The organism is Ruegeria sp. CI8, from assembly GCF_056536865.1.
Genome location: NZ_JBQFQL010000001.1, coordinates 338,798 through 363,802 on the forward strand (window position 1 = coordinate 338,798; position 25,005 = coordinate 363,802).

Annotated in this window: 19 protein-coding genes and 1 tRNA gene; 6 read left to right on the forward strand and 14 right to left on the reverse strand. The window is 63.2% G+C overall.

The window, feature by feature from the left end; translation table 11 throughout:
• Positions 1–28: 28 nt before the first annotated feature.
• Positions 29–3,427, reverse strand: a complete 3,399-nt coding sequence (gene putA / locus ACR0DA_RS01665) for a bifunctional proline dehydrogenase/L-glutamate gamma-semialdehyde dehydrogenase PutA (protein WP_480752739.1) — start codon at positions 3,425–3,427, stop codon at positions 29–31.
• A gap of 102 nt (positions 3,428–3,529) precedes the next feature.
• Between putA and ACR0DA_RS01670 the strand changes: the two genes are divergently transcribed.
• Both ACR0DA_RS01670 and ACR0DA_RS01675 read left to right on the forward strand, forming a co-directional pair.
• Positions 3,530–4,018, forward strand: coding sequence for an Lrp/AsnC family transcriptional regulator (locus ACR0DA_RS01670; RefSeq protein ID WP_170369568.1), 489 nt, complete (start codon positions 3,530–3,532; stop codon positions 4,016–4,018).
• A 30-nt stretch (positions 4,019–4,048) separates the two neighbouring features.
• Entirely contained in the window at positions 4,049–4,615 is a 567-nt protein-coding gene (locus ACR0DA_RS01675; protein ID WP_480752741.1) for a tetratricopeptide repeat protein, read from the forward strand.
• A 54-nt stretch (positions 4,616–4,669) separates the two neighbouring features.
• On the opposite strand, the gene ACR0DA_RS01680 is transcribed toward ACR0DA_RS01675, so the two are convergent.
• The gene (locus ACR0DA_RS01680; protein WP_480752742.1) at positions 4,670–6,559 is read right to left on the reverse strand and encodes a PhoX family protein; all 1,890 of its coding nucleotides are present in this window, start codon (positions 6,557–6,559) and stop codon (positions 4,670–4,672) included.
• 306 nt (positions 6,560–6,865) lie between these two features.
• On the opposite strand from ACR0DA_RS01680, the gene ACR0DA_RS01685 reads away from it, so the two are divergent.
• From ACR0DA_RS01685 to ACR0DA_RS01700, 4 genes are all read left to right on the forward strand, one after another.
• A tRNA-Gly gene (locus ACR0DA_RS01685) sits at positions 6,866–6,939 on the forward strand.
• 128 nt (positions 6,940–7,067) lie between these two features.
• Entirely contained in the window at positions 7,068–8,888 is a 1,821-nt protein-coding gene (locus tag ACR0DA_RS01690; protein ID WP_480752744.1) for an ABC transporter transmembrane domain-containing protein, read from the forward strand.
• Between the two features lie 154 nt (positions 8,889–9,042).
• The gene (locus ACR0DA_RS01695; RefSeq protein ID WP_260065087.1) at positions 9,043–10,932 is read left to right on the forward strand and encodes an acyl-CoA synthetase; all 1,890 of its coding nucleotides are present in this window, start codon (positions 9,043–9,045) and stop codon (positions 10,930–10,932) included.
• A 12-nt stretch (positions 10,933–10,944) separates the two neighbouring features.
• Entirely contained in the window at positions 10,945–11,868 is a 924-nt protein-coding gene (locus ACR0DA_RS01700; protein WP_480752746.1) for an alpha/beta hydrolase, read from the forward strand.
• A gap of 6 nt (positions 11,869–11,874) precedes the next feature.
• On the opposite strand, the gene ACR0DA_RS01705 is transcribed toward ACR0DA_RS01700, so the two are convergent.
• The 12 genes from ACR0DA_RS01705 to ACR0DA_RS01760 all read right to left on the reverse strand — a co-directional run bounded on the left by ACR0DA_RS01705 (position 11,875) and on the right by ACR0DA_RS01760 (position 24,990).
• Positions 11,875–12,711, reverse strand: a complete 837-nt coding sequence (locus tag ACR0DA_RS01705; protein ID WP_480752747.1) for an alkaline phosphatase family protein — start codon at positions 12,709–12,711, stop codon at positions 11,875–11,877.
• 158 nt (positions 12,712–12,869) lie between these two features.
• Positions 12,870–14,507, reverse strand: a complete 1,638-nt coding sequence (locus ACR0DA_RS01710) for an ABC transporter ATP-binding protein (protein WP_170444737.1) — start codon at positions 14,505–14,507, stop codon at positions 12,870–12,872.
• Positions 14,504–15,319 carry an ABC transporter permease gene (locus ACR0DA_RS01715; protein ID WP_170340106.1) on the reverse strand — a complete coding sequence of 272 codons (816 nt, stop codon included), beginning with the start codon at positions 15,317–15,319 and terminating at the stop codon, positions 14,504–14,506. Before ACR0DA_RS01715 ends, ACR0DA_RS01710 begins: the two co-directional genes overlap by 4 nt.
• A complete protein-coding gene (locus ACR0DA_RS01720) occupies positions 15,316–16,272 on the reverse strand; it encodes an ABC transporter permease (protein ID WP_170340107.1) in 957 nt (318 codons plus the stop codon). The genes ACR0DA_RS01715 and ACR0DA_RS01720 overlap by 4 nt, the downstream gene beginning before the upstream one ends.
• Before the next feature lie 15 nt (positions 16,273–16,287).
• Positions 16,288–17,874, reverse strand: coding sequence for an ABC transporter substrate-binding protein (locus tag ACR0DA_RS01725; RefSeq protein ID WP_170340108.1), 1,587 nt, complete (start codon positions 17,872–17,874; stop codon positions 16,288–16,290).
• A gap of 127 nt (positions 17,875–18,001) precedes the next feature.
• A complete protein-coding gene (locus ACR0DA_RS01730; protein WP_480752748.1) occupies positions 18,002–19,996 on the reverse strand; it encodes a CocE/NonD family hydrolase in 1,995 nt (664 codons plus the stop codon).
• 51 nt (positions 19,997–20,047) lie between these two features.
• Positions 20,048–21,151, reverse strand: coding sequence for a DUF4147 domain-containing protein (locus ACR0DA_RS01735; RefSeq protein ID WP_480752750.1), 1,104 nt, complete (start codon positions 21,149–21,151; stop codon positions 20,048–20,050).
• Positions 21,151–21,588, reverse strand: a complete 438-nt coding sequence (dtd, locus tag ACR0DA_RS01740) for a D-aminoacyl-tRNA deacylase (RefSeq protein ID WP_170598659.1) — start codon at positions 21,586–21,588, stop codon at positions 21,151–21,153. Before dtd ends, ACR0DA_RS01735 begins: the two co-directional genes overlap by 1 nt.
• A gap of 24 nt (positions 21,589–21,612) precedes the next feature.
• Complete coding sequence (locus tag ACR0DA_RS01745) at positions 21,613–22,293, reverse strand: nitroreductase (protein ID WP_170598657.1); 681 nt, start codon at positions 22,291–22,293, stop codon at positions 21,613–21,615.
• 99 nt (positions 22,294–22,392) lie between these two features.
• Positions 22,393–23,508 carry a TFIIB-type zinc ribbon-containing protein gene (locus ACR0DA_RS01750; RefSeq protein ID WP_170598655.1) on the reverse strand — a complete coding sequence of 372 codons (1,116 nt, stop codon included), beginning with the start codon at positions 23,506–23,508 and terminating at the stop codon, positions 22,393–22,395.
• A gap of 6 nt (positions 23,509–23,514) precedes the next feature.
• Complete coding sequence (locus ACR0DA_RS01755) at positions 23,515–23,832, reverse strand: CPCC family cysteine-rich protein (RefSeq protein WP_480752752.1); 318 nt, start codon at positions 23,830–23,832, stop codon at positions 23,515–23,517.
• A gap of 9 nt (positions 23,833–23,841) precedes the next feature.
• The gene (locus tag ACR0DA_RS01760) at positions 23,842–24,990 is read right to left on the reverse strand and encodes an SPFH domain-containing protein (protein WP_170357198.1); all 1,149 of its coding nucleotides are present in this window, start codon (positions 24,988–24,990) and stop codon (positions 23,842–23,844) included.
• Between the last annotated feature and the right edge of the window lie 15 nt (positions 24,991–25,005).

The following is a 25,005-nucleotide window of genomic DNA, read 5'->3' on the forward strand; positions in this document are numbered from 1 at the left end:
GCTTTTCACGGCCCAGCGTCAAGTCAGCTTATGCCGAACCGCCCAGAAGTGCGGCGTTTCCTCCGGCGGCCGTGGTGTCGACGCAGACATGGCGCTCGGCCATCACCCGCGACCGGTCGGGCAAGCCGGGGATCAGCGGCAGGATGGGGCCGCCTCGCCGAGCCAGATGACGCTCGATCTGACGCGCGGTGTCCGCATCGCCCCACCACAGAACCCCCGATATTCCCGGCAGGTTCTCAAGCCGGTGCAGGTCAAGCGCGCCCTCGGTCTGAATCGCGGTGCCGCCAAGCGCGAGAATGGCGTCTGCCTGTGCCTTGGACGCCTCGGGGCCGGGGCCCAGGCACAGGAACGGCGCGCGGGGAAACTCGGTCAGCCGGTTCGATTCGCCGGTCGGTCCGGGCATCGAACGGGTCGTCGGCGCGGCAGGCTGCTCGATCGGCGCCGGCAGGTCGGCTGGGGCGGACCATTCCGCGGCCACGACCTGTCGGTCCGGGGCGCAAAAACGAGCCAGATAGTTCGGGCCACCCGCCTTGGGGCCGGTGCCGGACAGGCCTTCGCCGCCGAAAGGCTGCGAGCCGACGATCGCGCCGATCTGGTTACGGTTCACGTAAATATTACCAGCGTGGATCGCCTCGGTCACGTGCTGCACCCGGTCGTCGATGCGGGTGTGCAGGCCGAAGGTCAGGCCGTAGCCGGTAGCGTTGATGTCGGCAATCACCTGGTCGATCTCGTGTGACTTGAACCGGGCGACGTGCAGGACGGGGCCGAAGATCTCGCGTTCCAGCGCATTGATGCCTGGGACCTCGATCAGCGTGGGCGCCACGAAGATCCCCTCGGGCGGCAGCGCCAGTTCCTTCAACACACGACCCTCGGTGCGGGCCTTGGCGAGGTGGTCGGCGATGCCCTGTCGGGCCTGTTCGTCGATCACCGGGCCGCAATCGGTCGAGAGCAGCCACGGGTCGCCCACCGACAGGGCGTCCATCGCGCCCTTGAGCATGGTCAGCACGTCGTCGGCGATGTCGTCCTGCAGATACAGACAACGCAGGGCCGAGCACCGCTGCCCCGCCGATTGGAAGGCGCTTTCGATGATCGATTGCACGGCTTGTTCGGGCAGGGCGGTGCTGTCCACGATCATCGCGTTCAGCCCGCCGGTTTCGGCGATCAGCGGCGTTCCAGGCCGCATGTGCTCGGCCATTGCAGCGCGGATTTTCAACGCCGTCGCGGTCGAGCCGGTGAAGGCCACGCCCGAGACGCGCGCATCCGACGTCAGCGCGGCCCCGACCGCTGGCCCGCCCGGCAGTAATTGCAGCGCGTCGCGCGGTACTCCGGCCTGGTGCAGCAGCTGCACGGCGCGGTGGGCGATCAGCGGAGTCTGCGGTGCGGGTTTGGCCAGAACCGCATTGCCCACGGCAAGCGCTGCCGAGATTTGCCCCGTGAAGATCGCCAGAGGGAAGTTCCACGGGCTGATGCAGGTGAAGGTGCCCACAGGCTCGCCCTCGGGGATGTTGGCGGCGTAGTAGCGCAGGAAGTCCACCGCCTCGCGCAGTTCGGCTACCGCATCGGGCAGCGATTTGCCGGCCTCACGCGCCAGAAGGGCGAAGAGCTCGCCATAATGCTCCTCGTAGAGGTCGGCGGCGGCATTCAGGACGCGGCTGCGCTCGGCAGCTGGGGCCTGCCACGAAGCAGCTGCGGCCAGCGCCAGCTCCACATCCGCGGCGCTGGCCGGGGCGACCGCGCCGGGCCGGTCCTCGGGCAGGGCGGGGTTGATGACAGGTTTCTCGGCCTCGGGCGCTGCGTCACCGGCCAGCAGGGGCTGCGCGAACCAGTGATGTGCGCGAAAGGCGTCGCGGCCGGCATCAATCCGGTCCAAAGTCAGCGTGTGATGCAGGTCGAAACCCTGCGAGTTTGGTCTTTCAGGTTGAAACAGTTCGGGGCCGGTTGGGATGTGGCGTGCAGGTTTCCGCACGACCTCGAACGGATCGGCTGCCACCACTTCGGGGGCCACGTTTTCGTCCACGATCTGGTTGACGAACGAACTGTTGGCGCCGTTTTCCAGCAGCCGCCGCACCAGATAGGCCAGCAGGTCGCGATGCGCGCCAACTGGCGCGTAGATGCGGCAGCGGGTATCGCGTTGGTCCTTGACGATCTGGTGCAGGGTCTCGCCCATGCCGTGCAGGCGCTGGAACTCGAAGGGTTGACCCTCGGCCATGTGCAGGATCGCACTGACCGTGTGGGCGTTGTGGGTCGCGAACTGAGGATAGATCCGGTCGGTCATGCCCAAGAGCTTGCGGGCATTGGCGATGTAAGAGATGTCGGTTGCCGCCTTGTTGGTGAAGACCGGGAAGCCGTCGACGCCCTCGACCTGCGCGCGCTTGATCTCGGTGTCCCAGTAGGCGCCTTTGACCAGACGCACCATCAGCTTGCGGTCATACCGCTCGGCCATCTCATAAAGCGTGTCGAGCACCAGCCCGGCACGCGGTCCATAGGCCTGTACCACCACGCCGAACCCATCCCATCCGGCCAGCGCTGGCTCGGACAGAACCGCCTCGATCACCTGCAGCGACAGCGACAGGCGGTCAGCCTCTTCGGCGTCGACGTTCAGGCCCATTCCGGCGGCCTTGGCCAGCAGCGCCAGCGCCCGCAGGCGCGGCACCAGTTCGTGCATCACGCGCTGTTCCTGGGCTACTTCGTAGCGCGGATGCAGCGCCGAAAGTTTAACTGAGATGCCGGGGTTGGCGCGGATGTCGTCCTGCGTGCAGGCTTCGGCAATCGCCGCGATGGCACGGGAATATGAAAGGTGATAGCGCGCGGCGTCTGCCTCGGTGCGCGCGGCCTCGCCCAGCATGTCGTAGGAATAGGTGTAGCCCTTGGCCTCCATCCCGGCGGCGCGTTTCATGGCGGACTGGATCGTTTCACCCAGAACGAACTGACGGCCCATTTCCTTCATCGCGCGCCCGACGGCGGTGCGGATGACCGGCTCGCCCAGCCGCTTGATGGCGCCGCGCAGGGCACTGACCGGCGAGGCCTTGCCCTCGTCCAGCACCTTGCCCGTCAGCATCAGCGCCCAGGTCGAGGCGTTGACCAGCGACGACGACGAGTGGCCGAGGTGCTTGCCCCAGTCCGAGGGCGCGATCTTGTCTTCGATCAGCGCGTCGATCGTGTCGGCGTCGGGCACGCGCAACAGCGCCTCGGCCAGACACATAAGCGCGATGCCCTCGTCGGTGGACAAGCCGTACTCCGCCAGAAACACCTCCATCAGCCCCGGCGCGGTGCTGGAGCGGATGTCGCGCACCAGTTGCGCGGCCGCCTCGCAGATGGCGGTGCGGTCCGCTTGGGTCAGGGCGGCCTGATCGGTCAGGGAGTTCAGCAACGCGGTCTGGTCCGCGTAGGTCATGGAGTCGATGGTGTGGCGCAGGCTATGAGTCATGTGTCCTCCGGTCTTTCGATTAGTATATCGGTGATTTGGCGGGACAACGGACCGAAACTGTTCTATCAGGCATATATCGTCCTGAATTTTGGATCAAATGCCATGCGAAAAGACTTTCCGGGGTTGGACCGGTTCGACCGCGCGATTCTGTCCATCGTGGCCGAGGACGGGCGGATCTCGGTCGCTGATCTGGCTCGGCGGATCGGGCTGTCGAAATCGCCGACTCAGGCGCGGCTGAAACGGCTCGAGTCCGAGGGGGTCATCACCGGTTATCGCGCCATGCTGGATCCGATCCGCCTGGGCCTGGACCATGTGGCCTTTGTCGAGGTGCGCTTGACCGACACGCGGGAAAAGGCGCTGGCTGAGTTCAACGCGGCTGTCCGCAAAGTGCCCGAGATCGAACAAGCGCATATGATCGCGTCGAATTTCGACTATCTGCTGAAGGTACGGACCGGGTCGATGACGGAATATCGCGCGGTTCTGGCCGAAAAGATCTCGTCGCTGCCGCATGTGGCCAGCACCTCGACCTTCGTGGCGATGGAGGCGGTGAAAGAGACCGGGCTGGCCGATGCCATCGATGGCGCGGGTTGACGAAAGGGCGATCCGCGTCACCATAGAAGCATGAGACACCTACTTCTTTCCGCAGTTCTGAGCGCGGGCGTTGCGATCCCGGCAATTGCTGAGACCTGCCCGCCTGCGCCCGATCACGCCGCCCGGCTGGGTGAACTAATCGGTCAGATCCAGCAGGCCGAGACCGAGATGGCCGCGCGCGAGATCTCGAACCAGATGTGGGAGCTGTGGGCCGACGCACCTGACGAGGCCGCGCAGACCGTATTGGATCAGGGCATGTCCAGACGTAATGCCTGGGATCTGTTGGGGGCGCTGCAGGATTTCGACCGTTTGATTGCGTATTGCCCCGAGTATGCCGAGGGCTACAACCAGCGCGCATTCGTGAATTTCCTGCGTCAGGATTTTGAATCGGCCCTGACCGATCTGGACCGCGCACTGGAACTGTCGCCGAACCATATCGCGGCGATGAGCGGTCGTGCGCTGACCCTCATGGGTCTGCAGAGAATGGAAGAAGCCCGCGTTGCTCTGGCAGAGGCGCTGGAACTGAACCCGTGGCTGCCCGAGCGTCACCTTGCAGCAGATGGTGGGCCTTTGGCGATGCCGGGCCAAGATCTCTGAACAGCGCTGTCACCCCCGACGCTTCGCCGGGGGTGATCGCTGAGGTAAGACGGTTCAGCCGACCAGTCCGTTGTCCTTGCGTTTGATCGCGATGATCGAGGAACGCGGCGTACCCCCATCTGGCCAGGATCCACCGGGGTGCTGGATGCCTACAAACATGGTCCGGCGGTCGGCCGACCATGTCAGACCGGTCACCTCGCAGCCGTTCGGGCCGGTCATGAAGCGCACGATTTCACCCGTGATCGGGTCGCCGGCCAGCATCTGGTTGTTGCCGTGGCCTGCAAAATCGCCTTCGTTGTCGTCGTTCCCGTCGGTCTGGATCCAGACCACACCGGTGCTGTCGATCATCATCCCGTCGGGCGAGTTGAACAGGTTGCCTTCGTTTACGTTCTCGGACCCGGCATATGCATCGGAATGCACTGTCGGGTTGCCGGCCATGACGTACAGATCCCACTGAAACGCGGTTTCTGCATGATCCTGGTTGGCTGGCCGCCAGCGAACAATCTGCCCGTATTTGTTGGCTTCCCGAGGGTTGGGGCCGTTGACCGAAGTATCATCGCCACCCGCGTTGGGTTTGACGCCACGGTTCTTGTTGTTGGTCAGGCAGCAATAGGCCTCGGCAAGAACCGGGCTGGTTGCAACCCATTCCGGTCGGTCCATCGTGGTTCCACCGGCCTCAGACGCAGCGATGCGGGCAAAGATCAAAATCTCGGCCTCGTCCATGCCGGTGGTTTCCGGTGTCAGCGGCACCCATTCACCGGACATGTCGTCGTTGAATCTGGCAACATACAGCGTGCCGTCATCCAGCAGACCTTCGGTATCCCCGCCGGGGGTGTAGACGCCGTTCGAGACGAATTTGTACAGGTATTCGCCCCGCTCATCATCGCCCATATAGACGACAATGCGACCATCCTTGGCCAGTTCGACCGCGGCGTTTTCATGTTTGAACCGCCCAAGTCCGGTATGCTTTACCGGGGTGCTGTTGGGATCGGTCGGGTCGATTTCGACCACCCAGCCGACGCGATGTGGTTCGTTGGGGTTCTTCGAGGTGTCAAACCGTGGGTCGAACAACTCGTACCCGTTCCAGCTTTCGGCCTTGATGCCGTATCGCTTGAAGCCATCCGCGACCTTTGGAGTATATGTCGCGCTTTCGTTGCTGGAGCCGAAGTAGCCGTTGAAGTTCTCTTCGCAGGTCAGGTAGGTGCCCCAAGGTGTCTTGCCCGACCCGCAATTGTTCATGGTGCCCAGCGACGTCGTGCCGGTCGGATCGGCCTCGGTCTTTAGCAGGTCGTGGCCAGCTGCTGGCCCCACGATCTTCATGGGGGTGTTGTGGTGAATGCGGCGATTGAAAAGGCTGTCTTTGACCACGGTCCAGCCATCCGGGGTTTCGGCAATTTCCATCACCGTCACACCCTGCAGGTTCTGCAACTTTCGAACGTCATCCGCGTTTGCGGGCACACCTTCCTGCGCTGCGGGCAGGTTGATTTTGCGATTGGGATACTCGTGATTGATGGCGATCAACTGGTGTCCTTGGAACGAGAAGGTTTCCATACCATCAGTGTTTTCGCCAAAAACCTTGTCCGAGTTTTCGACCGGTCCACCATCGGTGATGTCATACCCATCAGCCTCGGAGAACAGCGGATCGCCCCAGCGCATGAGGACTTTCCATTCATACCCCTCGGGGACATGCACGGTGCCATCGGTCTGGGCCGCAATCGGAGTGAAGGCAAAACGAGAAGCGGTCTGTGCGTGGGCTGAGGTCGACCCCAGCAGACCGCTGCCCATGGCCGCAGCGCCCGACCCAAAGGCCAACACTCCACCCAGAAAGCCGCGTCGCGATAGGGCGCTTTCGACGACACGGTCAAAGTCGTTTTCGTCGGGGCGCGGGAAATGCAGTTCGTCCCAGTCGTCGGCGGAAAGGGTGGCTGGATCAACGTCTTTCATTGGATGATTCCTCGCTGTCGGAATGAATTTGTGAAACGGATTTAGGAACTGATTGTTACAGGTACTTAACAACCCCATTAACCGTTTGGGGCGGTACACACGCTAGGCAGGTTTTCGCGAACGGCGAGCACTGCAATCGTATGCTGCGCCAGTGCGCGACCCCAAAACAAGTGCAATTCAGAGCGATGGCCGTTGGCCGCGCAGCCCGTTTTGTGTGATCCTACGCTGGCAGTCGCAAAAGCGATGCGTAGGTTGATTTCGGTTCTTGACGACGGCCCGGGCATGGACTACTCAGCCCTTCACCAAGCGGGTATAGCTTAATGGTAAAGCCCCTGCCTTCCAAGCAGGCTATGTCGGTTCGATTCCGTCTACCCGCTCCAGACTCTCCGAAATAAGTTGCGTCAAAAAGCCCTTGTCGGGGTGCTATTGCGCGCAGTCTCCTTGACCCGGCGCGCCTGCGCCGCCAAGAAGCCATATCGCGAGTCCCAGAAGGTAAAAAGGGTCAGGCATGGCAAGAACACGCTCCGCCAACCAAGCAAACGTGCAGGCGCCCGGTGCTCATGAAGATCGACCCGGATCCCGGAAGCTGGGCGTGCTGGCCTCTTTGTGGCCGTTCATGAAACCTTATCGGCTGCTGATGCTTGGGGCGACGCTGGCGCTGGTTCTGACGGCCAGCATGACCCTAACCTTGCCTTTGGCCGTGCGGCGCGTGGTCGACAACTTCCGCATCGAAGACGGTGAACTGCTCGATTGGTATTTCTTGGCGGCGCTGGGCATCGCAGCGGTTCTGGCGGTGGGAACGGGTATCCGGTACATGCTGGTGACCCGGTTGGGCGAGCGGGTCGTGGCTGACATCCGCAAGGCAGTCTTTGACCGCGTCATCGGCATGAGCCCCGCCTTCTACGAACGCATCATGACCGGTGAGGTCCTGAGCCGTATCACCACCGACACCACGCTGATCCAATCCGTTCTGGGCTCGTCAGTGTCGATCGCATTGCGGAATTTCCTGATGTTCATCGGCGGGCTTGTGCTGATGTTGCTGACCTCGGCCAAGCTGACCGGGCTGGTTTTGCTGCTGATCCCGATGGTGGTGGTGCCGATCCTGGTTCTCGGGCGTCGGCTGAGGGTCATAAGCCGCGAAAACCAGGATTGGATCGCCGCCTCGTCGGGCAATGCAGGCGAGGCGCTGGGCGCCGTTCAGACCGTACAGGCGTTCACCCATGAGGACGCCAGCCGCCGCCAGTTCGGCGACATGACCGAGACCTCGTACCATGTTTCCCTGCGCCGTATCCAGACGCGGGCGGTTCTGACGGTGATCGTGATCTTTCTGGTTTTCTCGGGGATCGTCGGAGTTTTGTGGATGGGGGCGAACGATGTGCGCAACGGCGTGATGACCGAAGGCGTGCTGATCCAGTTCGTGATCTATTCGATCATCATGGCCGGGTCCGTAGCCGCCCTTTCCGAAATCTGGAGCGAGCTGCAGCGTGCCGCAGGCGCCACCGAGCGGCTGGTCGAGTTGCTGAACGCCGAAGATACGGTCAACGACCCGACACAACCCAAGGCGCTGCCGCAGCCGGTCAAGGGACAGATCACCTTTGACAACGTCACCTTCCGCTACCCGGCCCGGCCCGACGTTCTGGCACTGGACGACCTGTCGCTGACAGTGAACCCGGGCGAGACCGTGGCCTTCGTCGGACCCTCGGGCGCGGGCAAGACGACCGTGATCCAGTTGATCCAGCGGTTCTACGACCCCGAGGCCGGTCAGGTCAGCCTAGACGGGATCGATCTGGGCGACATGCGCCGCTCGGATTTCCGGCAGCACATGGCGCTGGTTCCGCAGGATCCGGTGATCTTTGCGGCCTCGGCGCGCGAAAACATCCGGTTCGGACGGCTGGACGCCTCGGATGCCGAGGTCGAGGCCGCGGCCCGTGCCGCCGCGGCGCATGACTTCATCTCGGCCCTGCCCGAAGGCTATGACAGTTTCGTCGGCGAACGCGGCGTGATGCTGTCGGGCGGTCAGAAACAGCGCATCGCCATCGCGCGGGCGATTTTGCGCGACGCTCCGGTTCTGCTGCTGGACGAGGCGACCTCGGCGCTGGACGCCGAGAGCGAGCGCGCCGTACAGGCCGCTGTCGACCAGATGCGCGCCGGGCGCACCACCCTGATCGTGGCGCACCGTCTGGCCACCGTGAAAAAGGCCGATCGCATCGTGGTGATGGAGAACGGCCGGATCGTGGCGCAGGGCACCCATGACGATCTGGTGGCGCAAGATGGGCTTTATGCGCGTCTGGCGCGTCTCCAGTTCACCGATGGTGTGGCCGCCGAGTGAAGTGACGCGCGGGCATTTCGCGAACCGCCGTAGCGTCATTCTACTTTTTCCCCTTGCCCGAGGGTAAGCCCTCGCTTGCGCAGGGCTGCATTTGCTTACATCTTGGACGCAAGACAGCCTGCAAAAATGCAGGGTAAAAAAGGGGAGGAACCACATGGCCTTTGTGGGCAAGGAAGACAAACTGAGAATGGAGCAGGAAATGCCGTGGGAGGACCGCGATGTCCCCGTCACGTTCCATCAACTGCTCTCGCGGACGGCCACCAAGTTCCCGGATCGCAACGCGATCAGTTTCCAGATCCTGTCCGGCCCCAAGGACAAGGCCGAAACCCTGACATGGTCGCAACTGCTGGCCATGACGAACCAGGCGGCCAACCTGTTCCGCTCTTTGGGGGTCAAGGAAAACGACGTGGTGGCCTATGTGCTGCCCAACTGCAACGAGACGCTGGTCACTATGATGGGCGGCGCGGTGGCCGGGATCGTGAACCCGATCAACCCGCTGCTTGAACCAGAGCAGATCGCGTCGATCCTGCGTGAGACCAAGGCCAAGGTCGTGGTCACGCTGAAGCCATTCCCGAAAACGGACGTCGCGCAGAAGGTCGCCGAGGCCGTGCGCCACGCGCCGGGTGTCAACACCGTGTTGGAGATTGACCTGAACCGGTACCTGACGCCGCCGAAATCGTGGATCGTGCCTTTGGTCCGGCCCAAGATGGCCGACAAAGAGCATCTGGCCCACGCCGATTATCTGGATTTCAACAAGGAACTGGCGAAGCAACCCACCACGCTGACCTTCGAGGACAGCAAAGAGGACCGGGTTGCCTGCTATTTCCATACCGGCGGCACCACAGGTATGCCGAAGGTCGCGCAGCACAAATATTCCGGCATGATCTACAATGGGTGGCTGGGCCACACGCTGCTGTTCTCGGAAGAGGACGTGATCATGTGCCCGCTGCCGATGTTCCACGTCTTTGCCTGCCATGTGATCGTGATGGCGGCGGTGTCGTCGGGCGCCCATGTGGTGTTCCCGACCCCCGCCGGGTATCGCGGCGACGGCGTGTTCGACAACTTCTGGAAGCTGATCGAACGTTGGAAGGTGTCGTTCATCATCACCGTGCCCACGGCGATCTCGGCCAAGATGCAGCGCCCGGTGGACGCCGACATCTCGACCGTCAAGACGGCCTTCTCGGGTTCGGCTCCGCTGCCGGTCGAACTGTTCCGCCGGTTCGAGAAAGCGACCGGTGTGACCATCGTCGAAGGTTATGGCCTGACCGAGGCCACCTGCCTGGTGTCCTGCAACCCGGTGGATGGCGAGAAGAAGATCGGCTCGATCGGGATTCCGTTCCCGTACACCGACGTCAAGATCCTGCGCGACAGCCCCGACGGGCCCAAGGAATGCGCGGTGGACGAAGTGGGCGAAATCTGCGTGTCGAACCCGGGTGTCTATGCCGGGAACACCTATACCGAGGAGGACAAAAACGTCGATCTCTACTATTTCGACAAGTACCTGCGCACCGGCGACCTGGGACGGTTCGATGCGGACGGGTATCTGTGGATCACGGGCCGGGCCAAGGATCTGATCATTCGCGGCGGCCACAATATCGACCCGGCCGAGATCGAAGAGGCCTTGCTGGGCCATGACGCGGTGGCCTTTGCCGGCGCCATCGGCCAGCCCGACGCCCATGCGGGCGAGGTTCCCTGTGCCTTTGTCGAACTGGTCGAAGGCGCCAGCGTGACCGAGGAAGAACTGCTGGAATACTGCAAGGTGCACGTGCACGAACGCGCGGCGCATCCCAAGCACATGACCATCCTGCCCGAGCTGCCGAAGACGGCGGTGGGCAAGGTCTTCAAGCCGGAACTGCGAAAACAGGCGATCACGCGGGTCTACAACCAGGCGTTGGAAACCGCCGGCGTTGCGGCGCGGGTCGTGTCGGTCATAGACGACAAAAAGCGCGGCCTTGTCGCGCAGCTTGACGCGAACGGCGCATCCGAGGACGATGTGAACCAAGTGCTGGGCAACTTCACCCGGCCGTGGGAGTGGGCCGACTGATCCGGAGGGGCAATGGACTATGAACGTCTGATCGACGAGGAGACCTGGGCGTTCATCCGGCGCACCGCCGAAAGCTATCCCGAAGACGCGGTGGATCGGTCCATCGAGGACCAGCGCCGCGTCTATGACGACATGTGCCGCGCGTTTCGGCAGCCGCGTCCACAGGGCGTCGAAACGCGGGACACCTCGGCCGATGGGGTTGGGGTGCGCATCTATTCCTGCGGAGATCCCACCCGAACCGTCGTCTACATGCATGGCGGCGGGTTCGTCGTGGGCGGGCTGGACAGCCACGATGACGTCTGCGCCGAACTGTGCGCCCAAACTGGCTATCGGGTGGTGGCGGTCGACTACCGCCTGTGTCCTGAACATGTTCATCCGGCGCAGATCCAGGATTGCTGGACCGCGGTGAACTGGGTGGAATCCGAATTCGGCGATCCGCTGGTTCTGGCCGGGGACAGCGCGGGCGGAAACCTGGCCGCAGCCGTCGCCCATCACGCGCGCGGGCGCATCGGGAGCATCCTGGGGCAGGTTCTGATCTATCCCGGTTTGGGCGGCGACCCGAACCAGGGATCGTACATCGAACACGCCCACGCCCCGATGCTGACGCGCGACGAGGTCCTGTTCTATGAAAAGGTCCGCTGCGGCGGCGCCGTCCCGGAACATGACCCAACATTTGCACCCCTGCACGATACCGACTTTTCCGGGCTGCCGCCGACGGTAGTCGTGACCGCCGACTGCGATCCCCTGCGTGATGACGGAGCCGCGTACTGCGCCAAAATCACCGCCGCCGGCGGGCAGGCGCATTGGATCAACGAGGCCGGACTCGTGCATGGCTACCTGCGCGCCCGCCATTCGGTGACCCGCGCCGCCGACAGCTTCGAACGGATCTCGATCGCGGTCGAGGCGCTGGGGCAGGGGTTGTGGAACTACGACTGACCGCGCTCAGCGCAGGAACGGCCTGGCCTTCATCGTCTCGGCCACCGGTGCGCCCATGCGGGTCAGGATCGTGGGCGCCAACTGTAATTGGTCAATGACCGTTTCCGCATCGGGACCCTCGGCATCGCCGAAGTAGTACAGCGCCGTTTCCTGCTGCAGCGCGCTGCGCCCGCCGTGGTGGCCGCGCTCGTCCTGGCCGTGATCGGCGGTCACGATCACCTCGTATTCCAACTGCCGCCAGCGGGGGATGAAAGGGGCCAGCATCTCGTCCATGACGAAGCAGGCGTGATCCATCTCTTCACAGTCGTGGTAGAAGCGGTGGCCCATGCTGTCGAGCGTACAGGTATGGAGAATGCCGTAATCCAGCCCGAACCGCAGGCACAGGTTGGTCAGGGTCGCGAACAGGTCGACATCGGACGGCGTCATCTGGTTGGCCTTGCCATAGCCCGTCATCGAGTGGAAGCGGCCGTGGTTGATGGTGGCGCTGTCCGGCTCGTCATATTCGATGTCGCGCACATAGTCGAAAGGGTGGCGGTTGAAGAACTGCGACCAGAAGCTGTGGGTCACCGCCCCGGTCACGCCGCCGGCCTCGCGCACCTGACTGAAGATGTCCTTGTGATCCAACCGGAACACGTTGCCGTTTCCGGTGCAGCCATGCTCCTGTGGTGTCACGCCCGTGTGGATCGAGGCATAACAGCTGGCCGAGATCGACGGCAACACCGAACGCAGCTTCCAAACCCGCGCCTCGCTGCTGTCGACCCAGCCCTCGAGGTTGCCGAATAGCCGGCGGAAATTGCGCCAGGGAACCCCATCGAGAATGATGAGCAGAAGCTTGCGGTCCATCGCATGGCCCTCGTGTTGGATCACTTGTTTGGCCCACCCTAGGAGATTCGGTCAGCCAAGGCTGCCTGTTCCCGCCCGGAATGAGAAAATCCCGACACTTCGATAGAAACAAAGTGTCGGGATTTCAGAGTGTTTTGTCGGCGTGCACAGCCAGCGGCTCAGTTGCCGGCGCTCTCCATCTTGCGGTGGGCCACGACCTCTTCCAGCCAGCCCAGATGCATTTCCGGCACCGAGCTGAGCAGCAGATCGGTATAGTCGTCGAACGGTGGGCTCAGTACCTGCGATTTGGGCCCATAGCGAACCACGCGTCCCTGATACATCACGGCGATGCTGTCGCTGATCGCGCGCACCGTCGCTAGGTCATGGGTGATGAACAGATAGGCCACGTCCTCGATCTTCTGCAGGTCCAGCAACAGCTTGAGGATGCCGTCCGCCACCAGAGGATCCAGCGCCGAGGTGACCTCGTCACAGATGATCATCTTGGGCTTGGCCGCAAGAGCGCGGGCAATGCACACACGCTGCTTCTGACCGCCGGACAGCTCGGCAGGATACCGGTCGATGAACCCTTCGCCCAGTTCGATCTCGTCCAACAGTTCGATGATGCGCTTGCGCTTCTCGGCGCCGCGCATGTTGAAGTAGAACTCGAGCGGGCGGCCGATGATCGTGCCCACCGTCTGGCGTGGGTTCATCGCAACATCGGCCATCTGGTAGATCATCTGCAACTCCCGCAGGTCCTCGCGCGAGCGTCCGGCCAGATCGGGGCTGAGCTTGCGCCCGGCAAAGGTGATCTCGCCGTCGCGCGGGGGCAGCAGGCCGGTGATCACCCGGGCCAGTGTGGACTTGCCCGACCCCGATTCCCCCACGACCGCCAGCGTCTGGCCCGGATGTACCTCGACATTGACGTTGTGCAGCACGTCGAAATTCAGCCCCTTGTAACGGGCCGTGATGCCATCGACCTGCAGCACGGGTTCGGGCGTGGGCTGTTTTTCCTCGTGTTCGATCGAACGGACCGAGACCAGCGCCTGCGTGTACTCTTCTTGTGGGTTGTTGATGATCTGGTCGGTGGTGCCGTATTCGACCGTGTCGCCCATGCGCAGCACCATGATGTCATCGCTGACCTGCGCCACGACCGCCAGATCGTGGGTGATGTACAGCGCGGCCACGCCGGTGTCGCGGATTGCTTCCTTGATCGCCATCAGGACGTCGATCTGGGTGGTCACGTCGAGCGCGGTCGTGGGTTCGTCGAACACCACCAGATCCGGCTCGGGACACAACGCCAGCGCCGTCATGCAACGCTGCAACTGCCCGCCCGAGACCTGGTGCGGATAGCGGTTGCCGATGTTGTCCGGGTCGGGAAGGCCCAGCTTGGCGAACAGCTCACGCGCACGCGCCTCGGCCTCTTTGCGGCTGAACTTCTTCTGCTCGACCGCGGCTTCGACCACCTGGTCCATGATCTTCTTGGCGGGATTGAAGGATGCCGCCGCCGATTGCGACACATAGGTTACCTCGCCGCCACGCAGTTTGCGGATATCCGACAGCGACGTCTTGAGGATGTCGCGTCCGTTCACCCAGACCTCTCCACCGGTGATCTTCACGCCGCCCCGGCCATAGGCCATCGAGGCCAGCCCGATGGTGGACTTCCCCGCACCGGATTCCCCGATCAGCCCCAGCACCTTGCCGCGCTCGAGGTCAAAGCTGACCCCGTGCACGATTTCGATGTCGCGGGGTTTTTCGCCCGGCGGGTAGACGGTTGCGCCGATCTTGAGGTCGCGGACCTTGAGAAGGGTATCGCTCATCCCCGGCCTCCTTTCAGCGATGTGGTGCGGTTCAGGATCCAGTCGGCCACCAGGTTGACCGAGATGGCCAGCGTGGCGATGGCCACCGCCGGGTACAGCGCCGCGCCGATGCCATAGACGATGCCGTCTTTGTTTTCCTTCACGATGCCGCCCCAATCGGCCAGCGGAGGTTGAACGCCCAGGCCCAGAAACGACAGGGTCGAGACGAACAGCACCATGAAGATGAAGCGCAAGCCCAGTTCGGCCACCAGCGGTGACAGCGCGTTGGGCAGGATCTCGCGGAAGATGATCCAGCCGCGACCCTCGCCGCGCAGCTTGGCAGCCTCGACATAGTCCATGACCTCGATGTCAACAGCCACGGCTCGGGCCAGGCGATAGACGCGGGTGGCGTCCAACAGGCCCATGACCACGATCAGAACCGGGATGGTGACCGGCACCATCGCCAGAACCACCAGCGCGGTGATTAGCGACGGGATCGACATGATCAGGTCCACGGTCCGTGACATCACCTGATCAGCCCAGCCCCCCAGTACGGCGGCCAGAAAGCCCAGGATCGAACCGGTGACGAAGCTGAGGATGGTGGCGGCGGTGGCGATGAAGATCGTGGTTCGCCCGCCATAAATCATGCGGCTGAGAAGATCGCGGCCGATATTGTCGGTGCCCAGCCAGAATTGCGAGCTCGATGGCTCCCACACGTCGCCTACCACCTCGGCCATGCCGTAGGGCGCCAGGAAGGGCGCAAAGACGGCGATGATGAAATACAGGGCGGTGAAGGCCAGCCCGATCATTGCAGAGATTGGGATGTTCTTCATTTCGGGTGCCTCAGCCTTGGGTTGGCCAGGATTGCGACGATGTCGGCCACCATGTTCAGCCCGATGTAGATTGCGGCAAAGATGACCCCGCAGGCCAGAACCACCGGCACGTCGCGTTTGGTCACGTGATCCACAAGGTACTGTCCCATGCCGGGATAGACGAACACCACCTCGACCACGACGACGCCCACGACCAGATAGGCCAGGTTCAGCATCACCACGTTCACGATGGGGGCGATGGCGTTCGGGAAGGCATGGCGCCAGATGACCTTGAAGTTGCTCAGGCCCTTCAGTTCGGCCGTTTCGACATAGGCCGACTGCATCACGTTCAAAATCGCGGCGCGGGTCATGCGCATCATATGCGCCAGAACCACCATGGTCAGCACGATCACGGGCAGCGCGATCGAGTTCAGCTTTTGCCAAAAGGACATGCTGTCATTGATCATCGCCAGCGGCGAGAACATGCCCAGCTTGACCGCGATGAAATAGACAAGGACATAGCCGATCAGGAATTCCGGGATCGAGATTGTCGTCAGGGTGACGGCCGAGATCAGCTTGTCGGGCCAGCGGTTGCGGTAGCGTACCGCGACGAGGCCAAGAAAAATTGCAAGGGGCACCGAGACGATGGCTGCCCAAAAGGCAAGAAACAACGTATTGCCCAATCGGTTGCTGACCGACTCGGCGATGTCCAGCTTGTTGGTCAGGGACGTGCCCATGTCACCTTGGACAATTCCGCCAAGCCATTCGAAATACCGGGTCAAGGCGGGACGGTTCAGCCCCATCTCCTCACGGAGGTTGGCAAGGGATTCAGGGGTGGCGGACTGCCCCAGGACGGCTTGCGCGGCGTCTCCGGGTAGGGCCTCGGTCAACCCGAAAATCAGGGCCGAAGCGCCAAACAGCAAGAGGAATCCCAGCGCCAGGCGCTGGGAAACCAGTTTGATGATAGGATGCATACCTGTCGATCCGAGTTAGACGAACCACATCTTGCGGGACATGTTGCCGTTCATCATCTCTTGGGTCGGATCAGTCTCCCAGCCATCCAGCTGGTTGCTGATGCCTTCGACAAAGTCGTTGAACATCGGGCAGATCAGGCCGCCCTGGTCACGGACCATCATGCCCATCTGGCTGTAGATTGCCTTGCGCTTTGCCGGATCCAGCTCGGCACGCGCGGCAAACAGCAGGTCGTCGAACTCTTTGACCTTGAACCGGGTGTCGTTCCAGTCGGCGGTGGACAGGTAGGCCGTTGCGTACATCTGGTCCTGCACCGGACGGCCACCCCAGTAGGACGCGCAGAACGGCTGTACGTTCCAGACTTCGGACCAGTAGCCATCATTCGGCTCGCGCTTGATCTCAAGCGGGATGCCGGCCTGCTGGGCGGTCTGCTGGAACAGGGCTGCGGCATCCACGGCGCCAGGGAAGGCTCCGTCGGCCACACGCAGAATGATGGGCGATCCGTCATGACCGGACTTCTTGTAATGTTCGGCGGCTTTTTCGACGCTGAACTCACGCTGCGGGATCGTTTCATCGAACAGCGGGTATGCTGCGTTGATCGGCATGTCATTCCCGACCGAGCCATAGCCGCGCAGTACCTTCTCGACCAGCTCTTCGCGGTTGATCGCGTATTTCAGAGCGGTCCGCAGCTCGTTGCTGTCAAACGGCGCCGTGTCACAATGCATGATGAACACGTAGTGGCCGCGTCCTGCCGTGGAATGTACGGTCAGGTTGGGCGCACGACCCAAGAGGTCGGCAACCTTGGGCTCAACCCGGTTGATCGCGTGGACCTGACCCGACTGCAGCGCAGCCGTCCGGGCCGTGGCATCGTTGATGACCACCACTTCGACGCTGTCAAAGTTGCCGAAATCCGGGTTCCAGTGGTTCTCGAATTTGGAGAACAGGTGGCGCACACCGGGTTCGTCCGCTTCCAGCTTGTACGGACCGGTGCCGATACCGGCGCCCGGGTTATCCATTCCGCCGTCCGGCTGGATGATCAGGTGGTAGTCGGCCATCAGGTAAGGCAGATCGGCGTTCGGCTCGTTCAGGGTGACCTGAAAATACTCGCCATCGGCCTTCATCGACTCGATGCCCTTCATGATCCCCAGCGCGCCCGACTTCGAATCTTCGTTCGAGTGGCGCTGCATCGTTTTCAGCACGTCTTCGCTGGTCATGGTCTTGCCGTTGTGGAACTCGACCCCTTGACGCAGTTTGAACGTCCAAACCTTGGCATCGGCGCTGCCTTCAACGCTTTCGGCAAGGCGCGGCTCGATCGTGCCGTCGGGGGCGACTTCGACCAGTTGGTCACCGAACTGCTTGCCGTTCTGGAATGGAACCGAGCTGGCATAGGTGGCCGGGTCCAGCGAGTTTGTGGATTCACCGCCCTGCAGGCCCAGTTTCAGATCGCCACCTTTCTTGGCGCCGGCTGCGCGGGCCGCGTCGGCGAAGACGGTGCTGGCCATGGCAGCCGATACACCCAGTGCGGCTGCCTTCCCCATGAATTCACGTCGGGTCAGCTTCCCGGCGGTCACCTGGCTGGCCATGTGAGTGAGTTGTTCGTTCATTCGGATATCTCCCAGTTGAGTGTTTTGTGTGCCCGTTTTACGGGCTTTTTATTGACGCATGAGTCAACGTTGGCGCATTTCGTCGCGGCGGGCAAGGTCAAATCTCGGGGACTTGCCACCAGCAAAATCACATCTGATCACGAGGTATGGTGTCCTCCACGGTTTTGGAAAAAATCTTCACATCGTTTTCAAAGGCATCAAGCGTCGCGCGCAGATGAAAGTTGGATCGGTCCGACCACATCTCGCAATTGGCCTCGGTTCGCAGTTGGATGCCGTCGCGCCGGGTCTCTTGCACCCATTCGCAGAGGCCGCGCGCACTCAGCGGATCGTCCGGATGGATCGACCACCGTTCAAAAGCGGTTCCGCCGCTGACCAGACCATGATCCGCGTCCTCGACCAGGCCGAAGTCATCTTCGATGACCAGATCGATGACGCCGGTCGTCATGTCTGTTTCAACGCGCCGCGCATGGGTCGCCTCTCGCAATTGGGTCACATGCCAAGGAGAGTCCGCATCGGGCGGGGCAAATTGCCATTCATCCCGATCCGACCTGTCGCGCTGGGGGATCGTGATCGTGCCGCCTGTCAGGTGGAGCTCCGCTGTTTCCGGCGAAGGCCAGATCAGCGGCCAATAGGCGCTTGAGACGGCAACGCGCAGGCGGTCGCCCTTTGGAACCCGGTAGGCGATGTGGTCCAGCACAACCTCGATGTCGTAAACCTGTCCGGGTACCAACGTTTTGGGGGACGAATGTCCCTCCCTATGGGTCAGGTTCAATACACCATAGGTAATCCGAGTCGCAGCTCCGTCGGGGTGAATATGGTTCAGCCGAACGGCAATCTGGGCTTGTGGTTTGTCGACACTCACCTTCAAGCGCAGGCGCGGGGCACCGACAATGTCCAGATCTGCGGTCAGAGGGGTCGTGTCAAAACAGGCGGACAGTGCGTCATCGGCCCGCTGGTCGCCAGGCATGTCCGGACCCAGCCAGATGGCGCAATACTCGCCGCCATCCATGCCGCAGTGATGGGGTGAGCGCACCCGGGCATCCAGCGGCCCGTCCACACCCAGCCCAGTGTCGGAAAGGGGAAGCGAGACGGTCGGCAAGTGGGACGTCGCGCGAGTATCCTCGGTGATCCAATGGCCGGGGCGCTCGGCATACCAGCGCGCCGGGCGCACGCCATCCATCAGATAGGCGCGATAGGCCGGGTCCTGTTCGACGCCGGTCTCCACGCCCTTCAGCCACCGGTCCCACCAGCTCAACGCCTCTTGCAGGAAGCCGATGCGTGGTTCGGGGACGGCAAAATGCGGATATTTGTGCACCCATGGGCCGACGATGCCCTTGACGGGCGCAGTCAGGTTCTCGACCAGCCAAGGCACCGTGTTCTTGTAGGCATCGCCCCAGCCGCCCACCGCCAGCGTCGCGGCCCGGATCGCGCCGGGCTCTTCGCAAACAGACCCATGCCGCCAATAGGCATCGCGGGTCTGGTGCCGCAGCCAGACCGAGGGCAGGAACGGTTCGGCCTGCAACCGCTGCAGCCACATCTCGCGCCAGTCGTCACGCAGCGCCGGGTCGGGCGGGCGGGACGAGTAGGACCACATGGTCGCTCCCCAGCCCAGATTCTCGTTCAGCAGGCAGCCGCCCTTGTAGTGGATGTCATCGGCATAACGGTCGGCGGTCGAACACAGGGTGATAATGGCCTTCAACGGCGCGGGTTGCAGCGCCGCCACCTGCAGCGCGTTGAAGCCGCCCCAGCTGATCCCCATCATCCCGACCGCGCCGCAGCACCAGGGCTGTCGGGCCAGCCATTCGATCACCTCGACGGCGTCATCCAGTTCCCGCTGGGTGTATTCATCCTCCATCAGTCCCTGGCTGTCACCATTGCCACGCATGTCGACGCGGATGCAGGCGTAACCCCGTTTGGCAAACCAGGGATGGGTCAGGGCATCGCGCGCCGTCGTGCCGTCGCGCTTGCGATAAGGCAGGTATTCCAGAATGGCGGGCACCGGGTGCTGCGCTGCATCGACAGGTCGCCAGATCCGCGCCGACAGGCGGCAGCCATCCGACAGAATGATGCCCTGATCCGGAACCTCTTCGATCTCGGCCAGTGAGTTCTTCGCCTGAGTCATGTGCCTAGTCTCAGGCGCATCGGCGGATGGTGTGCGAGGAAAAGCGTCAATTCATTCCTTCGTTGCGACAAGCAGATCCATGACATTGGTTCCCGTGGGGCCGGTCACCAGCAGGGCACCAGACCGCTCAAGGAACGACCCCGCATCGGCCTCGCGCAAGGCTTGGTCCGCCCTATCGGCCCATGTCGCGCCGGTCACGACTCCGCCGGCCGCATTGGTCGGCCCGTCGGTGCCGTCGGTTCCGCCGACCACGACGCACAGCCCCTCGCATCCCTGAATCTCGCGCGCCAGCGCCAGCGCCAGCGCCTGGTTGCGTCCGCCTCGGCCCGGGTTTTCGGGCAGGACAACGGTCGGCTCTCCGCCAAAGATCATCGCGCCCGGCGGCATCTGACGCAGCCGCGCGCCGATATCTGCGGCGACGGACAGATAGTCGTCGTGCAGGGCCTCTTTCTCGGCCAAAACGTTCAGACCGGCGGCACGTGCCGCGTCGGCTGCGGCGCGGCGCGCATGGGCGTTCGAGGCAATGATCTGGACATTCGCTTCGAATTGCGGGGCTTCGGGCAAGGCGCCGATGCCCGATCCGATGACGCCGATGTCGTCCCCCGGCACGTCCGAGATGGCCAGGACCGTCGCGCGTGCTCCGCCGAAACCGGCCAGCAGACCGCCGCCCTTGATCCGCGACATCTCGCGCCGGCGGGCATTCATGGCGGTGATGTCCAGCCCTTCGGACAGCAACTGCGCGTTCAGCCGCGCCAGATCTTCGAGGGTGGCCCCCGGCACAAGATCCTCGGCCAGCGAAGACGCACCGCCCGAGACCAGCAGCAACAGATGCGTGCCAGGCTCCATGGCCTGAACAGCCGCGCGCAGGGCCTGGCCGCCCTTCAGGCTGCGGGCATCGGGCACGGGGTGAGAGGCTTCGATGTCCTGCAGATGTGACGGCAGCCCTTCGGCATGGCCGTCTTTCGTGACCACAAGGCCCGGTGTTCTGCCGAAATGATCCTGCGCCGCATTCATCATCGCCGCCGCGGCCTTGCCCACCGCCAGAATCTGATCGGGGCGGGGAACATCGGGCAGTGCCGCCTTGACCGCACCATAGCCGTCAACGGCGGCAACGCCCGCCTTCCAGATCGCGACCGCCTGATCCTGCATCGTCATCACATGTCCATCCAGATCGTAACCGGGCCGTCATTGACCAGGGACACCGCCATATCCGCACCGAAAGACCCGGTTTCGGTCGGAACGCCAAGCGCGGCCAGCGCGCGGGCAAAGTGTTCGTACAGGCGTTCGCCGGTTGCGGGATCGGCCGCCGCCGCAAATCCCGGCCGGTTGCCGCGCGACGTGTCGGCGGCCAAGGTGAACTGGCTGACCACAAGGGCCGAGCCGCCGATATCCAGCACCGACCGGTTCATCTTGCCCGCGTCATCCTTGAAGATCCGCAGCTTGGCAACCTTGGCCGCCAGTTGCTCGGCCCGGGTCTCGTCGTCGTCCTGCATGGCGCAGACCAGAATCAACAGCCCCGGCCCGCACTGGCCGATAACTTCCCCCTCGACCGAGACCGATGCCTCGGACACCCTTTGTATCAATGCGCGCATGTCGATGTTTTTCTCAAAGTTCGCTTACTCGGCCGAAGCCCCGCGCCAGGTGACGAATTCGTCCAGCGTGGCGCGCTCGGTCCGGAATTGGTTGGCCGAATGATCGGTGTCCGGATAGCCGAAGGAAATCGCGCACAGGATCAGCCGGTCATCGGGGATGTTGAAATAGCGGTGCAGGAACGGCCCATAGGCGGCCACCGCCGCCTGCGGGATCGTGGCGATGCCCAAGGCCTGTGCCGCCAAGGTGAAAGCCGTGACAAACCCGCCGCAATCCATCGCGCCATAGGGACCGAGTTCCGCCGGGCTGGACAGGATGGCGCAATGCGGGGCACCGAACAGGTTGAAGTTTTCCATCATCTGCCGGGCCGATCCGGCGCGGTCACCTTTCTCAACGCCGACTGCCTCGTACAGGGCCCATCCGCACGCGCGGCGCCGATCCTGATAGACGCCGGAATAGCCGGTCGGAAAGGGCAGGTCGGGCTGCGCCTGGCCGGTCTCGGCTTCGGCCCGCAAAGCGCTGCGGAACGCATCCGTTTCCGCTCCGCTGGTCACGACCACCTGCCAGGGCTGCGCGTTGCACCAGCTGGGCACCCGGGCGGCGCTGGTCAGAATCTGTTCGATGTCACCCCGCGGCACTGGATCGGGCCGGAAGGCGCGGCAGGAATGGCGCGCGGTCAGAAGCGTGTTCAGATCGGCCAGGGTCACGTCGTCCTCTCCTCCGGGGCAGCCGGCGGCAGGATGGGTGAGAAGCCGGGGATGTTCAAGGGGTTCCGCGGCAGAGTTTTCGGCGACGGAACCCAGCGGTCATTGCTGTCCGGTCGCCACCAGATACCCGATGCCGGCTGCCGCCAGCAGGCCCAGGACCACCGCAATCGTGATCTTGATCGCCGACCAGGGCCGTTCGCCCTGCACCTGACCGGTGCGACCGTTGACGACAAAGCGATAGGTCTGGCCGCGATACTTGTACGCGGCCATCCAGACCGGTAGCAGGATGTGCTTGAAGGTCACGTCGCGGATGTCGGTTTCGATCGTATGAATGCGCTGCCGATCACCGCCGATGTCAAAGCGGACGTCGCGCTCGATCACGCGGGCCATGTGGCCGCGGGCTTCCTGATAACCTTGCTGCAGATCGACCGTATAGGCCTCGGCCCGGAATCCGGCCAGATACTCGGGCTGATAGGGCTCGAGCGCGGGCAGGTCCCAGGGTTGCAGCGCGTCGGTGTATGACTTGGGTAGCGATTGCGAGGCCAGCACCAGCACGTCGTCGAAGAACCGGGCCACCCGGCCGGATTTCGGTGTCCAGCGCACCTTGGGCACCTGCTGCTGAACCCGCTTGCCGTCACGCATCACCGTCCGGGTTTCGTAATAGACCACGCCCCGTTCGCCGCGATAGGCCGATTTCGTGTCGGCGTCGAACGTCCAGTAGGGCACATAGATGCCCTGCATCCTGCGGCCTTTGCGGGCATAGTCCTTGAGTCCGTTCGGCGCGAACCACAGCCGCCCCAGCCAGTCGCTCATGGCCTTGTGCGCGGCGCGTTCGTCCAGCGCAAAGGGCAGAACGCCGCGCGGCTTGATGTGCCGGTTCACGCCGGTATCGGTCACGACCGGGGTGGCGCAGAACGGGCATTCCGCGGCGTGGGTGTTGGGGTCGAACTCGACCTGGGCCGCGCAGTTGGGGCAGGTCAGAACCCGCGTCTCTTCGATCTCGCTGTCGGGCAGGCGGTCGGCGATGGCGGTGTCAAAGTCCAGTTCGCGCAGGCTGGCACCGCCCCAAGGGCCAGCCCCTATCGGTTCGGAATGGCCGCAATGGTCACAGGTCAGCGTGCCGGATTGCGGGTCGAACCGATAGTCCGCGCCGCAATTGTCACATGGAAAACGATGTTCCGCAGAACCGGGTGGTGGGGCAGGAGGCTGTGTCATGGGTGGTCAGTTGTCGAGGGGAAAGTGAAGATAGGCTGCGCGCTGCTCCTCGGGCAGGACATGCGGCAGCATCGCCGCCTCGCAGGCCCCGATCACCCTGAAATTCTCGCGCGCCTCGGCCAGTGTCAGGCCGTGGTTGGCGGCAGAGGGCTCGCGGGGGTTCTTTTCGTACAGAATGTCCTCGTCCTCCCAAAAGCAGATCGCGCAGATCAGGTAGGCCCCGCGCTCGGCCAGGGTGACACATCCGCAGCACGGGCAGATGAATTGTGGCGGCTGCGGCGCTTTGCGCCCGCCTGTCTTCGAGCGTTTCCGCGATGCGGGCATGCCGATGCCTCACGCCCCGGGCGGCGGAGGCGGCAGGATCGTGAACAGCTGCGCGAGTTCCTGCACCTCGCCCGCTTTCTTCCAGCCGTCCTGACCGGGCGTCCACACGAAAGTGTCCCGCGTAATTTCTCCCTCGCTGGCCATGCGGCCCATCTTGGCCTTCGAGAACGGACCGCTCGTCTGGCCATCCACCGCGATATGCCAGACATGCTCGACTGGCGGCGGGGGCGGCGGGGCCGCATGCGCTGATGGTTGCGGGGCAGCGGGCGCGGGCGCGCCCCACGGGCCAGACGGCTGACCCGCTGCCATGTTCGACATCTGGTTCGCCATCGCCATGCCCATTCCCATACCAAGGCCAGCACCCATGCCACCGCCTCCGTTCGGGTTGCTGGCGGCCGCCGTCATCGCCTCGGCCGCGGAATACTGGGTGAATTTGCCCAGATCCCCCGCCAGCCCCATCGAAGTACGCTTGTCCAGCGCCGCCTCGACCGCCGGTGGCAGCGAAATGTTCTCGATGTAGAATTCCGGCATTTCCAGCCCGTAGCCATCCAGCACAGGCGAGACCTCCGCCGCGATCAGCTTGCCCAGATCGGCGGTGTTGGCGGCCATGTCCAGAACCGGAATGCCCGAGCCTGCGATGACCCGGCTGAATTCCTGCACGATGATGTTGCGGATCTGAAAGCTGATCTCGTCCATGGTGAACTCGCCATCGGTGCCGACGATCTCGACCAGGAAACGGGCCGGGTCCTTGACACGAATCGTGTAGGTGCCATAGGCGCGGATCCGGGTCGGGCCGAATTCCGGGTCGCGCAGCATGATCGGGTTCTTGGTGCCCCATTTCAGGTCGTTGAACCGGGTCGTGTTGACGAAGTAGATCTCGGACTTGAACGGCGACTGGAACCCGTGATCCCAGTGCTGCAGCGTCGTCATGATCGGCATGTTGTTGGTCTCAAGCATGTAGAGGCCGGGCGTGAACACGTCGGCCAGCTGGCCTTCGTGCACGAATACGGCCGCCTGGCCCTCGCGCACGGTCAGCTTGGCGCCATACTTGATCTCGTGGCCTTCGCGCTCGAACCGCCAGACCATCGTGTCGCGGGTGTCGTCCACCCAATGAATGACATCAATGAATTCTCCGGTCAGAAAATCGAAAATTCCCATCTGGGTTCTCCTGTC

Coding starts and splice junctions, on each gene's coding strand:
- ACR0DA_RS01735 (WP_480752750.1), bottom strand. CDS start 21,151: ATGACGATGCAGGATCAGGCGGTCGCGATCTGGAAGGCGGGCGTTGCC.
- ACR0DA_RS01725 (WP_170340108.1), bottom strand. CDS start 17,874: ATGAACGAACAACTCACTCACATGGCCAGCCAGGTGACCGCCGGGAAG.
- ACR0DA_RS01720 (WP_170340107.1), bottom strand. CDS start 16,272: ATGCATCCTATCATCAAACTGGTTTCCCAGCGCCTGGCGCTGGGATTC.
- ACR0DA_RS01670 (WP_170369568.1), top strand. CDS start 3,530: ATGCGAAAAGACTTTCCGGGGTTGGACCGGTTCGACCGCGCGATTCTG.
- ACR0DA_RS01675 (WP_480752741.1), top strand. CDS start 4,049: ATGAGACACCTACTTCTTTCCGCAGTTCTGAGCGCGGGCGTTGCGATC.
- ACR0DA_RS01690 (WP_480752744.1), top strand. CDS start 7,068: ATGGCAAGAACACGCTCCGCCAACCAAGCAAACGTGCAGGCGCCCGGT.
- ACR0DA_RS01695 (WP_260065087.1), top strand. CDS start 9,043: ATGGCCTTTGTGGGCAAGGAAGACAAACTGAGAATGGAGCAGGAAATG.
- dtd (WP_170598659.1), bottom strand. CDS start 21,588: ATGCGCGCATTGATACAAAGGGTGTCCGAGGCATCGGTCTCGGTCGAG.
- ACR0DA_RS01750 (WP_170598655.1), bottom strand. CDS start 23,508: ATGACACAGCCTCCTGCCCCACCACCCGGTTCTGCGGAACATCGTTTT.
- ACR0DA_RS01680 (WP_480752742.1), bottom strand. CDS start 6,559: ATGAAAGACGTTGATCCAGCCACCCTTTCCGCCGACGACTGGGACGAA.
- ACR0DA_RS01710 (WP_170444737.1), bottom strand. CDS start 14,507: ATGAGCGATACCCTTCTCAAGGTCCGCGACCTCAAGATCGGCGCAACC.
- ACR0DA_RS01730 (WP_480752748.1), bottom strand. CDS start 19,996: ATGACTCAGGCGAAGAACTCACTGGCCGAGATCGAAGAGGTTCCGGAT.
- ACR0DA_RS01715 (WP_170340106.1), bottom strand. CDS start 15,319: ATGAAGAACATCCCAATCTCTGCAATGATCGGGCTGGCCTTCACCGCC.
- ACR0DA_RS01705 (WP_480752747.1), bottom strand. CDS start 12,711: ATGGACCGCAAGCTTCTGCTCATCATTCTCGATGGGGTTCCCTGGCGC.
- ACR0DA_RS01755 (WP_480752752.1), bottom strand. CDS start 23,832: ATGCCCGCATCGCGGAAACGCTCGAAGACAGGCGGGCGCAAAGCGCCG.
- ACR0DA_RS01700 (WP_480752746.1), top strand. CDS start 10,945: ATGGACTATGAACGTCTGATCGACGAGGAGACCTGGGCGTTCATCCGG.
- putA (WP_480752739.1), bottom strand. CDS start 3,427: ATGACTCATAGCCTGCGCCACACCATCGACTCCATGACCTACGCGGAC.
- ACR0DA_RS01760 (WP_170357198.1), bottom strand. CDS start 24,990: ATGGGAATTTTCGATTTTCTGACCGGAGAATTCATTGATGTCATTCAT.